This window comes from Ferrimonas sp. YIN67, assembly GCF_057219095.1.
The window spans coordinates 201,943-214,766 of sequence record NZ_JBXVVJ010000006.1; the positions used below are offsets into that span (position 1 = coordinate 201,943).

The 12,824-nt window shown below is 59.4% G+C and carries 9 protein-coding genes; 6 read left to right on the forward strand and 3 right to left on the reverse strand.

The genetic code is table 11. The features are described from left to right. Positions 1 to 114: 114 nt before the first annotated feature. Both AC2D8U_RS14085 and AC2D8U_RS14090 read left to right on the forward strand, forming a co-directional pair. Positions 115 to 669 carry a YSC84-related protein gene (locus tag AC2D8U_RS14085; RefSeq protein ID WP_484619705.1) on the forward strand — a complete coding sequence of 185 codons (555 nt, stop codon included), beginning with the start codon at positions 115 to 117 and terminating at the stop codon, positions 667 to 669. 160 nt (positions 670 to 829) lie between these two features. Then, positions 830 to 2,485, forward strand: coding sequence for a hypothetical protein (locus AC2D8U_RS14090; RefSeq protein ID WP_484619706.1), 1,656 nt, complete (start codon positions 830 to 832; stop codon positions 2,483 to 2,485). Here AC2D8U_RS14090 and AC2D8U_RS14095 read toward each other — a convergent pair. Beyond that, positions 2,472 to 3,119 carry a helix-turn-helix transcriptional regulator gene (locus AC2D8U_RS14095; protein ID WP_484619707.1) on the reverse strand — a complete coding sequence of 216 codons (648 nt, stop codon included), beginning with the start codon at positions 3,117 to 3,119 and terminating at the stop codon, positions 2,472 to 2,474. The two genes, AC2D8U_RS14090 and AC2D8U_RS14095, sit on opposite strands and share 14 nt — an antisense overlap. A gap of 321 nt (positions 3,120 to 3,440) precedes the next feature. Here AC2D8U_RS14095 and AC2D8U_RS14100 point away from each other — a divergent pair, with 321 nt between their 5' ends. After that, positions 3,441 to 4,655 (forward strand): cation:proton antiporter, encoded by a 1,215-nt coding sequence (locus AC2D8U_RS14100; RefSeq protein ID WP_484619708.1) that lies wholly within the window; start codon positions 3,441 to 3,443, stop codon positions 4,653 to 4,655. A 36-nt stretch (positions 4,656 to 4,691) separates the two neighbouring features. On the opposite strand, the gene AC2D8U_RS14105 is transcribed toward AC2D8U_RS14100, so the two are convergent. Then, positions 4,692 to 5,141 carry a hypothetical protein gene (locus AC2D8U_RS14105; protein WP_484619709.1) on the reverse strand — a complete coding sequence of 150 codons (450 nt, stop codon included), beginning with the start codon at positions 5,139 to 5,141 and terminating at the stop codon, positions 4,692 to 4,694. 244 nt (positions 5,142 to 5,385) lie between these two features. Beyond that, complete coding sequence (gene uvrA, locus AC2D8U_RS14110) at positions 5,386 to 8,211, reverse strand: excinuclease ABC subunit UvrA (RefSeq protein ID WP_484619710.1); 2,826 nt, start codon at positions 8,209 to 8,211, stop codon at positions 5,386 to 5,388. A 208-nt stretch (positions 8,212 to 8,419) separates the two neighbouring features. On the opposite strand from uvrA, the gene AC2D8U_RS14115 reads away from it, so the two are divergent. The 3 genes from AC2D8U_RS14115 (at position 8,420) to AC2D8U_RS14125 (ending at position 12,588) form a co-directional block, all read left to right on the forward strand. Further along, on the forward strand, positions 8,420 to 9,778 hold the full coding sequence (locus AC2D8U_RS14115; protein WP_484619711.1) for an MFS transporter: 1,359 nt from the start codon (positions 8,420 to 8,422) through the stop codon (positions 9,776 to 9,778). 103 nt (positions 9,779 to 9,881) lie between these two features. After that, positions 9,882 to 10,517, forward strand: a complete 636-nt coding sequence (ssb, locus tag AC2D8U_RS14120) for a single-stranded DNA-binding protein (protein WP_484619712.1) — start codon at positions 9,882 to 9,884, stop codon at positions 10,515 to 10,517. Positions 10,518 to 10,695: 178 nt separating this feature from the next. After that, positions 10,696 to 12,588 (forward strand): EAL domain-containing protein, encoded by a 1,893-nt coding sequence (locus AC2D8U_RS14125; RefSeq protein WP_484619713.1) that lies wholly within the window; start codon positions 10,696 to 10,698, stop codon positions 12,586 to 12,588. The last annotated feature ends 236 nt before the right edge of the window (positions 12,589 to 12,824 follow it).

Sequence of the window (12,824 nt, forward strand, 5' to 3'; positions counted from 1 at the left end):
TTATTGTGCCGAACCTTCCGGTAGTGAGTGGTCCAATTAGCTGAGCAGCGCCCCTTCGGATAGAGGGGCATATACTGAAGTGGCAGTTATTAACGATTAGAGGGAGAAATCCTTATGAATAGGGTTGTGACGCGCTATTTCCTATTGGGTCTGCTGCTCTGCTCTGGCGGGGCGTGGGCCGACGGCGTCAGCGACGCCATCGCCAAGTTTAAAGAGGCCCCTGCAACCCATCCATTTTTTGCCAATGCGTACGGCTATGCGATCTTTCCCACCATAGGTAAGGGGGGAATCGGGATTGGCGGTGCCTATGGCAGTGGAGAGATCTACCGGGGTGGGATCCACACAGGTAACAGCAAGATGGCCCAGGTGACCATAGGGTTCCAGCTTGGCGGCCAGGCCTACAGTCAGATCATCTTTTTCCAGAATGCCGATGCCTATGCCGAGTTCACCAGCGGCAACTTTGAGTTTGGGGCCCAGGCCAGTGCCGTCGCGCTGACCGTTGGCGCGTCGGCTGAAGCGGGCAGCCAGGGCACCAGTGCCGGGGCCGGGGCCGCCCAGGCAGAGAATCGCTACAGTGGGGGGATGGCGGTCTTCACCATGGCCAAGGGAGGATTGATGTATGAGGCCAGCATCGGCGGCCAGGGTTTCAGCTTTGAGCCGGTGGAGTAGACGCCAGGTGGAGATCGCCACAGGATCTGAGTGGCCCCGTTTCACACCCCTGGCATATTGATCCAAAACAAGTTCTTGTAGCCCATCCCCCTGACGGGGGATGGGCCAGGCGTGATCTGCTGGCCACACTGAAGGGGTATGGCTAACGGAGAATGGAAAGATGAAAGCAAGGACAAGGATGGGGCGGCTGGCCTTGAGCTCGGCCGCAGCGATGCTATTGGCTGCCTGTGGCAGCAGTGATAGCGACAAGGCGGATCCAGTACCCGAGACTCCTGAGCTGCAATATGGCGTGTTTGTGGACAGTGCCGTTGAGGGACTCTCTTTTGAAACCCAAACCCAGTCGGGAACAACCGACATTAAGGGGACCTTCACCTATTACCCTGGAGAAAACCTGATCTTTTCCCTCGGAGGCACTGAGTTTCCCGCAGTGGCCGGTGGCGACACCATTACCCCCATGGAGCTCTATCAAACCGATGATCCCAGCGATCCGGCCGTGGTCAATACCCTGAGGCTGTTGCAAAGCCTGGACAGCGATGGCGATCCCGATAACGGCATTACCCTGGAGCCTGAGATGGTTGCCGCCTTGGCAACGGTCAGTCTGGATCCGGCCAGTGAGACCTTTGAGGCGGATGCTGAGGCGGCATTGGTGGAGTTGGAGGTGGAGTTGGTTTCCGAGGAGCAGGCCGTGGCCCACTTTGTCCGAGAGCGTGCCTATCAGCAAGCCGATCTGACGGGCCGCTGGTTCGAGGTCACCGCGACCCTGCCGGTTCGGACCAGCCAGAGCCCCATCGATGTGATGGATTATGATGCCATCCGCTACAACATTGATGCTGATGGTTTTGGGGTCGAAGAGGATCATGTCTCGGGGGCGGTACTGGATGATGATCCTTTCTGGCTGAGTGTGGATGCCAAGGGGCGACTGCTGGTCAAGGAGACGCAGGAGGCTGAGTTCGAGGTAACGGGGGCGATGCTGAGTGCCGGCAAGGATAAGATCGCCTTTGTCGAGGGGGATGACAGCGAGGATCCCGAGAGTGAGCTGGGTCTGATGATCAAGCTGGCGGCCGAGTATGAACAGGCCGATCTGGCGGGCAGCTGGTTCAGCTTTGGTATGGAGCTGCCGAAAAAAGGCCAGGGGGGTCAGATAGATCTGCCGATGGTTTACCTGGATAAGCTGGTGATCGACGGCTCAGGAGAAGCGGTACTGAGCGAACTGTTTGTCACGGATCCCGAAGAGGAGCCCCTCAAACTGGTGATGATGGACAACGGCAGTGTATCCATCCTGGATGAACGGGTGCCGGTTGGCAGCGAGCAGGACGCAGATGGGGACGGCTGGCAGGATGAGGACTATGCAGACTGGCTGTATCTGTCCCGCAGCAAGGATCTCCTGCTGCTGGCCGATATTGGTGACGATAATGACACCCTGTGGGGCTTGGTTACCCTGCTCAAGCAGGCAAGTGAGCCGCAACTGAGCGATTTTGCCGGTACCTGGCAGGTGCACTCTGTCACCCTGCCACCGGAAGGGAGCATGGCCGCGGAAGGGTTTGCCTACCATATCGATAGTGTCGTGATAGATGAGCAAGGTAATGTTGTCGGCGACCACCTGACCGATTCCGGTGAGCCTGGGGACGGTCCCTGGCGTGCCAGGATGGCGCTGAATGAGGCGGGTTTACTGGTTGATGTTGAACAGGCTGAAGGGGATTACAGTTACTGGGCCATCAATGCCAGCCGTGATGTCATGGTGAACTTGTATAGCCAAAGCGGTGAGGAGGCTGAGCAGGGTTATGCCATTGCCGTACGCTTGGTTACGCCCGAGTAAGATCTGGACTGCAGCTGGAGTAGTGACATAACAGTGCGTTTTGATGGGGAGAGCCTGTTTTATGAAGCAGGCTCTTTATTTGACTCTTCACCGTCTCTTTGCTGACACCGCGGCGTCGGGCGATCTCACTGCCGTTGTAGCCACAAAGCATCCATTGCAGGATCTGAAACTCTGTGGGGGTGAGTTGTCCTATCGTTGGCTCGGGCAGGGGGTAGTCGGCGCTCAGGCATGCTGACAGGGCCTGGGCATGCAGTGCTGAGGCGCGTCTTTGCTGAGTTTGATATAGCGCCCAGGGGCGAAGCGAATGGGCGATCTGGGACAGTGCCTGTCGCTCCTTTTCATCAAAGGTCGGTTTCTCGCGATGGATGGTCAGCTGGATCTGGGTGTCGGGATCGAATCGGCAGCCATACCTGAGATTGCATTGGAAACCCTGTTCCAGTGTGGCCTCCGGCAGTTTGTCGGGATCGTGCCAGGCGGAGGTGAGCCAGAGCTGGCGATGGCTTGCTTCTCTGTGGAGCAGGCTGACAAATTCGGTACCAAAGTACTCCATCAAAAAGGCCAGGGGGAGGGGGTGATTTCGTTGGCTTCCCTCGATCATCTGTGTTTGCCAAAGGCGAAAGGCCTGCCAGTCCATCTCCCCTCCTTGGTCACGGTGTGAAGGTGTATCTGTTGATCTTATTCATGATTGTTGAGGCTTCCAATTCGATCTCATGACAGGGGCTGATCTGGATCAAGTGCAGAGCGATTAGCGTTCGATGGTCCGTCAAGGTTTCCTGGCCGTTCGAGGGGGCTTTGTTGCTGCAGGATGCTATGAAGAGACGGCTTTATAAGAGGACAAGAAGCTGAACCTTTAGTCGTTCACTGCCTCCCAATCCGCTGAGTTGACTATGCTTAATCGCGGATACAGCCGACTCTGGCTGTCTCGAATTGATCATGCTCTGCCGCCCGAGGCGCTATGGAACTCTTCTTTATCCTGTTGTTGCTGCTGGTCACTACCCGAGCCTTTGGCGAAGTGGCCGAGCGGATAGGTCAGCCCGGTTTGATGGGAGAGCTGGTGGCCGGTATCGCCTTGGGGACATTCGCCGCACAATACCAGGAGATCCTGCCTCAGATCGCCGGACTGAAAACCAGCCCGGTATTCAGCACCATCACAGATCTCGGCATGTTCTTTATCATGCTCTTTGCCGGGGTGGAACTGCAGCCCAGCCGTCTGGTGGAGTATTCCAAGGGCGCCCTGGTGGTGGCCCTGATGGGGATGTTCATTCCCATGGGGCTGGGGGTGGGGCTGGGTTACCTGTTCCTGCCCGAATCCGACGCTCGGCTGGCCCAGGCGATGTTCCTGGGGGCGGCCCTGGCGGTGACCGCCGTGCCAGCCACGGTAAGGATCCTGATGGATCTGGGGAAGCTGGACTCCCCCTCAGGGCAGATCATCATCTCGGCGGCGGTGTTTGATGACGTACTCAGTTTGATCCTGTTGGCCTGGCTGACCGCCCTGATCGGCGGCGAGCCCACCAGTGGCGTGATGATCGGGACCCTGCTGTTCAAGGTGGTGTTGTTTTTCCTGATCACCGGCCTAATCGGGGTCTTCCTCTATCCTCTCGGTGGGCGGTTTATCGGCCTGATCAAGCAGAAGGAGTTTGAGTTCAGCGCCCTGTTGCTCGGGGCCTTGGCCTTCTCCGTGCTGGCCGAATTGCTTGAGCTTCACTTTATCGTCGGTGCCTTTATGGCAGGGCTGTTCTTCGGCCGTAATACCATCGATGAGGAAGCTTATCGTTCGGTGCGGGCCAAGACCTCGGCCATGACCTTTGGCTTCCTGGCGCCTATCTTCTTTGCCTCTGTCGGCCTACACCTGGATTTTACTGCCCTGATTGAGGTGCCACTGTTTGTGTTTTGTCTGCTGGTGGCGGCCTTTGCTGGCAAGTTTCTCGGCTCCGGAATTGCGGCCCGCTGTATGGGGTTGTCCTGGCCCGAGTCGACGGCGGTCGGGGTTGGCATGAGCGCCCGGGGAGCGGTAGAGCTGGTGATCGCCGATATCGCCCTGAAAGCGGGGCTGTTCGATAATGGCGATACCCCTGTGGTCACCCACATCTTCTCGGCGGTGGTGATCATGGCGGTGATCACCACCCTGGTGACGCCCTGGATGCTGAAACGGATCTATCTAAGGGTGTAACTGTGTCAACTGAGAGCCCCGCTAGCGTGGCATTGGCTAGCCGCCGACACTGTGGCGGATCAGCGCCCGGTGCAGATTCTTCGCATCGTCGTTGATCAGGGTGACACGGCGCCCATCCTCGAGTTGGAGCTGTACGCCGCTGGAGCCACTCACCCAGTAGATCCGCTCCGAACCACTGAGACCCAACCCCAACCCCCGGTACCAGGGCAGCTCTACCGTCTGCACAGACTTGATCGCTGCCAGGGGCAGGCGTAGCCGCTGGAAGCCAAAGGCGTAATGCAGCTCAAGAGATTGATCTTGCAGTTGTACCGTCATGGAGGAGAGCAGCAGCATGACGGTGATCACCAACAGCACCAGCCCTCCCCAGGCACCAGGAACGTCGAGCAGATAGAGGGCGCCTGAATAGACCATCAGGGGCCAAAGCACCATGATGGTGGTCATGCCGATCTGTCGGTGTTGGTACGCTTCACTCTGAGATTGCTGCATGTCCTTCCCTCCGCGCGCTTTTATTGAACAAGATATGTGCGCCACATCACATTATCAAGCGTCATTTGCAAATGGGATTCGCTTTATAAAGTCTTTTTTTTCAATGTTATTTGATCTTTATGAGGGGGGCTGAGGCTTGGGGCGGCTCCAAAACGGAGCGTGGGATAGGGCGGGGAGAGAGGCAAAAAGCGGCGTCTCAGGGACGCCGCATTGTCTTTTTGTCGTTAATGAGCCTGCAGGTTGCTTAACCCAGCATGGGTTTGAGGAAGCGGGCCGTATGGGACTCGGGGCACTCGGCGACCTGCTCCGGGGTGCCTGTGGTGAGGATGGTGCCGCCGCCGGCGCCACCTTCCGGGCCGAGATCGACGATCCAGTCGGCGGTTTTGATCACGTCCAGGTTGTGCTCGATCACCACCACGGTATTGCCATGGTCCCGCAACCGATGGAGTACATCCAGCAGCATCTGGATATCCTGGAAATGCAGCCCCGTCGTGGGCTCATCGAGGATATAGAGGGTCTTGCCGGTATCCCGCTTGGACAGCTCCTTGGCCAGCTTGACGCGCTGGGCTTCACCGCCGGACAGGGTGGTGGCACTTTGCCCCAGGCGAACGTAGGAGAGGCCGACATCCATCAGGGTCTGCAGTTTGCGGGCGATGGCTGGGACGGCGTCGAAAAACTCCCGCGCCTCTTCGACGGTCATCTCCAGCACCTGGTGGATGCTTCTGCCCTTGTACAGCACCTCCAGAGTTTCCCGGTTGTAGCGCTTGCCCTTACATTGATCGCAGGGTACGTACACATCGGGCAGGAAGTGCATCTCCACTTTGATCACCCCGTCGCCCTGACAGGCTTCGCAGCGTCCGCCCTTGACGTTGAAGGAGAAGCGTCCGGGCTTGTAGCCCCGGGCCCGGGACTCCTGAGTGCCGGAGAACAGCTCCCGGATGGGGGTGAAGATCCCCGTGTAGGTCGCCGGATTGGAGCGTGGCGTCCGACCGATAGGGGACTGATCTATGTCCACCACCTTGTCGCAGTGATCCATCCCTTCCACGCGCTCGTAGGGGGCCGGCTCCTCAACTGTGGCGCCGTTGAGCTCGCGATGGGCGATCTTGTAGAAGGTGTCGTTGATCAGGGTGGACTTGCCGGAGCCGGAGACCCCGGTAACACAGGTCATCAGGCCCACTGGGATGGCAAGATTCACCGCTTTGAGGTTGTTGCCACTGGCCCCGAACAGCTGGATCTCCTGGTTGGGATCATAGGGCGTCCGTTCACTAGGAATGGCAATAGAACGCTTACCGGATAGATATTGGCCGGTTAGGGAGCGCTCACTGCTCAAAATGTCATCAAGGGTGCCGTCGGCGACGACCTCGCCCCCGTGGACCCCGGCACCTGGACCGATATCGATGATGTGGTCGGCGGCCCGGATCGCATCCTCGTCGTGCTCCACCACTAGCACGGTATTGCCCAGATCCCGAAGGTGGATCAGGGTGTTGAGCAGGCGCTCGTTGTCCCTCTGGTGCAGGCCGATGGAGGGCTCATCCAGGACATACATGACCCCCACCAGGCCAGCACCGATCTGGCTGGCCAGACGGATCCGCTGGGCTTCACCTCCGGACAGGGTGTCGGCGGAGCGAGACAGGTTGAGGTAGTTGAGGCCGACGTTGACCAGGAAGCCCAGGCGATCCTGGATCTCCTTGAGGATCTTCTCGGCGATCTGGGCTTTTTGACCGACGAACTCGAGCTGTTCGAACCAGATCAGGGCATCCCCGATGGACCACTCGGTCAGCTCGGGCAGGGGGGTCTCCCCGACAAAGACGTTGCGGGCCTCTTCTCTCAGTCGTGAGCCGCCACAGCTGCGACAGTGATCGGTGGAGATGTACTTGGCCAACTCCTCCCGCACCGCGTTGGATTCGGTCTCCTTGTAGCGACGCTGGAGGTTGTTGAGGATCCCCTCAAACGGGTGTTTGCGCACCACCACGTCACCGCGGTCGTTGGCGTACTTAAATTCGACGGTTTCCCGGCCCGAGCCTTCAAGGACCCACTTTTTGACTTGTTTAGGCAGTTCTTTCCAAGGGGTTTCGATGTCGAACTCATAGTGCTCCGCCAGGGAGCGCAGCATCTGGTAGTAGTAGAAGTTGCGCCGATCCCAGCCGCGGATACAGCCCCCCGCCAGGGAGAGATCCGGGTTGGTCACGACCCGTTCCTCGTCGAAGAACTGCTGGATCCCCAGGCCATCACAGGTGGGGCAGGCCCCTGCAGGATTATTGAAGGAGAAGATCCTCGGCTCCAGCTCCGCCATGGAGTAGCCACAGACGGGACAGGCGAAGTTGGCGGAGAAGATCAGCGGTTCGCTGCCCTGGTCATCCATGGCGGTCACCATGGCCACGCCACCGGACAGTTCCAGGGCGGTCTCAAAGGACTCCGCCAGGCGCTGCTGCAGATCGGCCCGTACCTTGAAGCGATCCACCACGACTTCGATGGTGTGTTTGACGTGCAGATCCAGGGCTGGCGGGTCGGACAGATCGCAGACTTCACCGTCGATACGGGCGCGGATATAGCCCTGGGCGGCGAGGCTCTCCAGCAGTTTGGTATGCTCCCCTTTACGTCCCTGGATCACAGGGGCCAACAGCATCTGTTTGGAACCCTCCTCCAACTCCAGCACCTTGTCCACCATCTGGCTGACGGTTTGGGCGGCCAGGGGCTCACCATGGGTGGGGCAGCGGGGCTCGCCGACGCGGGCGTAGAGCAGACGCAAGTAGTCGTAGATCTCGGTGATGGTGCCTACGGTGGAACGGGGGTTATGGGACGTGGATTTTTGTTCGATGGAGATCGCCGGAGAGAGCCCCTCGATATGATCCACGTCCGGTTTCTCCATCAGGGAGAGGAATTGCCGCGCGTAGGCCGACAGGGACTCGACATAGCGACGCTGCCCCTCGGCGTAGAGGGTGTCGAACGCCAAAGAGGATTTGCCGGAGCCGGACAAACCCGTGATCACCGTCAGCTTGTCACGAGGGATGGTGAGGTTGACGTTCTTCAGGTTGTGGGTACGGGCGCCCCTTACTTCTATTTTGTCCATCGAGCCGGCTATTCAAAGATCAAAGTGTTACCAGTATCGCATAACTGAGCGAAGGTCGGCAGCGTATCGCCAACACGGTTGTCTATCGACGCAATCGCTTTTAGCCTCCTTCCTTGTCATTTCTGTTTGAAGGGACGCTACAGGATTGTAACTTTTGATACACTGTTGCCCCAATCGAACTCACCGTCGTGAACCCCAGGAGCTTTACTTGAGCCAAGGACTGAATTCCATTGAGAAACGCGCTGCCTTCTCCCTCGCCGGGGTGTATGGGCTGCGGATGTTTGGCCTGTTTCTGATCATGCCGGTGTTGGCCACCTATGGTCAGTCACTGGAAGGTTTCTCTCCCCTCTGGGTGGGGATCGCCATCGGCGCCTATGGCCTGACCCAGGGCCTGTTGCAGATCCCCGCGGGGCTGGCGTCCGACCGTTGGGGGCGCAAGCCGGTGATCACCCTCGGCCTCTTGATGTTTGCCCTGGGCTCTTTGGTGGCGGCCCTGGCAGACTCCATCTACCTGGTGGCCCTGGGCCGTGCCTTGCAGGGGGCGGGCGCCGTCGCTTCGGCCGTACTGGCGCTGGCCTCGGATCTGACCCGGGATGAGCAGCGGCCCAAGGTGATGGCGGTGATCGGATCTTTCATCGGCATCGCCTTTACCCTGGCGCTGATCTCCGGCCCGGTGCTGGCGGGCTGGATCGGGATCAACGGTCTGTTTGGCCTGACGGCGGTACTGGCCCTGTTGGCGCTGGCGGTGGTCCATGCCTTGGTGCCCAGCGCCGTGCAGAAGGCGCCGCGGGGGGATCTCATCGCCGTGCCGGCCCGGCTGAAGCAGCTGCTTCAGGATCCCAACCTGCTGCGGCTCGATCTGAGCATCATGATCCTCCATCTGCTGATCACGTCATTGTTTGTCGCCCTGCCTCTCGCCCTGGTGGAGGCGGGTCTGGCCGCCGATCGTCACTGGATCTTGTACTTGCCGGCGATGCTGCTGGCCCTGGTGCTCATGGTACCCATCATCGTTTACGGGGTGAAGCGGGGTCAGACCCGGGGGCCCTTCCTGTTCGCCATCCTCCTGATGGGCCTGTCTTCGGCGCTGATGGCGACTCAGCTGAACTCCGTGTGGGCCCTGGGGGGCGGCGTGGTGCTCTTCTTCGTTGGACTGAACTACCTGGAAGCGGCCCTGCCCAGTTTGATCTCGCGGATCAGCCCACCGGGGGATAAGGGGTCGGCCATGGGGATCTACTCCACCGCCCAATTTTTCGGCGCCTTTGCCGGTGGCCTGCTCGGTGGGGTGCTCTATACCCAGTTTGGGGCCCAGGGCGTGTTCCAGCTATGTACCGTGCTGATTGTCCTGTGGCTGGGGCTGATGTGGTCGATGCAGGAGCCGCGCAAGCTGCGCAGCGTGACTCTGGATACCCAAATCAGCGGTAACCGGGAGGCGGATCGACTGGCGGCGACCCTGTCCGGATTGCCCGGTGTGGTTGAGGTGATCCTGATCCCAGAGCAGCAGGCGGCTTACCTCAAGGTGGAGGATCCTTTTGATATTGACCAGGCCAAAGCCACTTTGAGTCATTGAGGGCGAGATCTCCCTATTGAGGTGCACAAGGTGAGTGATCCTTGCCCTTGGGCTATGGTACCCTGTACGGCTGTAAATTAGACCAAATCCGTTGGAGAGATCGATGGCCGGTGGCATCAACAAAGTGATCCTGGTTGGCAATCTGGGGCAGGACCCGGAAGTGCGTTACATGCCGAACGGCAACGCAGTCGCCAACATTACCGTAGCAACTTCCGAATCCTGGAAAGACCAGCAGGGTCAGCGCCAGGAGCGGACCGAATGGCATCGCGTCGTCATGTTCCGCCGCCTGGCTGAGATTGCGGGTGAGTACCTGAAAAAGGGCTCGAAGGTTTACATTGAAGGTAAACTGCAGACCCGCAAGTGGCAGGACAACAACGGCCAGGACCGTTACACCACGGAGATCGTGGCAAACGAGATGCAGATGCTGGATTCCCGTGGTGCCGGTGGCGGTCAGCAGGGTGGCTACCAAGGCGGCCAGCAGCAAGGCGGCTTCCAGGGTGGTCAGCAAGGTGGTTTCCAAGGTGGCCAGCAGCAAGGTGGTTTCCAGGGCGGTCAGCAGCAAGGTGGCTACCAAGGCGGCCAGCAGCAAGGCGGTTTCCAGGGGGGTCAGCAAAGCCGTCCAGCTCCGCAGCAGGCGGCTCCACAACCGGCCGCCAAGCCAGCCCAGCAGCCTCAGCAGCAGCCCCAGAGCTTCACGCCGGATCTGGATGAAGGCTGGGATGATGATATCCCGTTCTGAGCAAGCCTCTTTGGCAGTTGCTTAACAGAGCCCCGCCTTGTGCGGGGTTCTTTGTCTCTGCGCCACGGGTTTGCTCATTGACTTTGTGGCCGCACAGGGCAAACCTGATCACCAATGAGTATTGAGCCGCCCTCGTGAGGGCCTGATCTGCGATAAAGGGATGCCGGCAGGAGCCACCATGAAAAAGAACCGTGAACAGACTCAGCGCTTGATCCAATTCTGGGTCGCCTCCCTGCTGTTTGTCTGTCTGAGCCTCCTGCTCAGTGCCTGGACCGCCAGCTATACCCATACCCAGCAAAATCGGCGCACCTCGGTGGATGCCCTGGTCACCTTGATGGAGACTCAATACGCTCGTGGGGTGACCCTGGAGCAGATGCAGCCCTGGTTACCGGACCTGTTGGCGGGATTCAAGGCGGAGCAGTTCACCCTGTCTAAGGATGGCAGAGAGATATACCAATGGTTGCCAAACCGGATCTATGACGTGCCCACGGCCCATTACAAGAGGCACCTAAGCAATGATCTGGAGCTGAAGGTGGTGCTCAAGCGACCCTCCTTGGTGCCCGCATTCAGCCGCCAGGAGTGGTTGATGGTCAGCTTCGGCCTGATGATGGCCTTGGGGGTGGTGTGGTTTGGTCGACGCTGGCTTAAGGGGGAGATGGCCGGGATCGAGTTGTTGGCACGGCGGGCCAGCCAGATCAATAACGGCGACTATGAGGCGGCGGCGACGCCGAAGCGGGGGGAACGCCCCCTGGTCGCCGGACGCGCCCTGGCGAAACTCCATCGCCAGTGGCGACGGGAGCGCAGTGCCAAGCTGGAGTTGGACCGGCAGATCCGGGCTAATGCCAGCCTGGATCCCGAATCTGGATTGGGCAACCGTCTGTTCTTTGATACCCGTTTGGCTTCCCTGGCTCCCGGGGGACAGTTTCGTAGCCAGGGGGTGATCTGCCTGCTGCAGTTTGGTGGCTTGCAAGCCCTGACACCTCAAGTGCGACTGTGGGTGCTGCAGGAGTATATCGACTACTGTACCCCCCTGGTACGGGAACACACGGACGCGGTGTTCGCCCGGCTGCACTGGCTGGAGTTGGGGTTGGTGATCCCTGTGTTGCCCTTGAAGGAAGCTGAGTCTCTGGTGAAAAAGCTGCATCAGTTCGCCAGTCGTCTCAGCTTGCCAGCGGGGGCCGATGGCGAGAACCTGTTGCATATTGGTGCAGCCTATTATGCGCCAGACCAACCCTTGGAGCTGGCCCTGGAGGAAGCGGAGCAGGCGCTGCGCGCTGCTTTGCTGCAGGGTGAAAGTAACTGGTTTATGTACGATAAGGGGGCGGTCGATCGGGAATTGGCTCAGGGATCTGTGCGTTGGCGCAGCCTGTTGGAGGGGGCCCTGCGCCGTCGTGATTTCATTACTCGGTTTCAGCCTGTCGTGGGCCCGGAAGGGGATCTGCTGGGGCGAGAGATGTTCAGTCGGATACGGGATCATCAGGGGAACGTACTGAGGGCCTCGCTGTACCGGCCCATGGCCCGGCGCTGTGGTCTGATCCCCATGGTCGAGCGGGAGTTGCTGGCCCTGGCGCTGCAGCAGATGCAACGCCAGGGTTGGCAGGAGCCAGTTACAGTGAACCTGGCGTTCGAGGCGGTGCTCCACCCCCGTTTTGGCAAATCGATCATGATGCTGCTGGCCAACTATCAGGTGCGGCGAACCCAATTGATCATCGAGGTGAATGAGCGTGAGTTGGTGCAGTATGCGGATCAGATGATCCCCCGCCTTCGGGAATGGCAGCGCCTCGGTGTGCAGTTATCTGTGGATGGCGTTGGTTATACGGTGGAGGGAACCCACTACATCGACGATCTGGCGCTGAGTTGGCTCAAACTGGATCCCAGCCTGGTGCACCAGGTCGAAGACAGACCCGATAGCCAGTTGGTGATCACCAGCCTCAGCCAGGTGGTTTCCCACCAGCCTCTCAAGGTGGTGGCTGAAGGCGTCAATACCCAGGCGGAGGCTCGGTGCCTGTTTCAGCTTGGTGTCATCGGTGTTCAGGGCGAGGTGGCTGGGGAGGCCGTCACACCCGCGTGATCCTCTAAGAGTGCGCGTCTCTTGCACTGGGCCGTCCGGGCCCGTGCCCACCCGATAAGCGGGTGGGCTTCTTAAACCTTGTTGCCTCCAGCGCCTCGATACGACCCTCTGGTGCGTTTACGGTTCCAGAGGGTTTTCCGAGTGCCAACCTGAGTGTTTCAGCAGGATAATTGGTGAGTCCTATTCAGCACTAAGTGCTGGTGTTGGGTGTTTGTTTCTGGTCATAATGGCGTTGA

What these genes read in the sequence shown, in the direction of transcription:
- AC2D8U_RS14085 (WP_484619705.1), top strand. Translation starts at nt 115, where the DNA reads ATGAATAGGGTTGTGACGCGCTATTTCCTATTGGGTCTGCTGCTCTGC.
- AC2D8U_RS14090 (WP_484619706.1), top strand. Translation starts at nt 830, where the DNA reads ATGAAAGCAAGGACAAGGATGGGGCGGCTGGCCTTGAGCTCGGCCGCA.
- AC2D8U_RS14095 (WP_484619707.1), bottom strand. Translation starts at nt 3,119, where the DNA reads ATGGACTGGCAGGCCTTTCGCCTTTGGCAAACACAGATGATCGAGGGA.
- AC2D8U_RS14100 (WP_484619708.1), top strand. Translation starts at nt 3,441, where the DNA reads ATGGAACTCTTCTTTATCCTGTTGTTGCTGCTGGTCACTACCCGAGCC.
- AC2D8U_RS14105 (WP_484619709.1), bottom strand. Translation starts at nt 5,141, where the DNA reads ATGCAGCAATCTCAGAGTGAAGCGTACCAACACCGACAGATCGGCATG.
- uvrA (WP_484619710.1), bottom strand. Translation starts at nt 8,211, where the DNA reads ATGGACAAAATAGAAGTAAGGGGCGCCCGTACCCACAACCTGAAGAAC.
- ssb (WP_484619712.1), top strand. Translation starts at nt 9,882, where the DNA reads ATGGCCGGTGGCATCAACAAAGTGATCCTGGTTGGCAATCTGGGGCAG.
- AC2D8U_RS14125 (WP_484619713.1), top strand. Translation starts at nt 10,696, where the DNA reads ATGAAAAAGAACCGTGAACAGACTCAGCGCTTGATCCAATTCTGGGTC.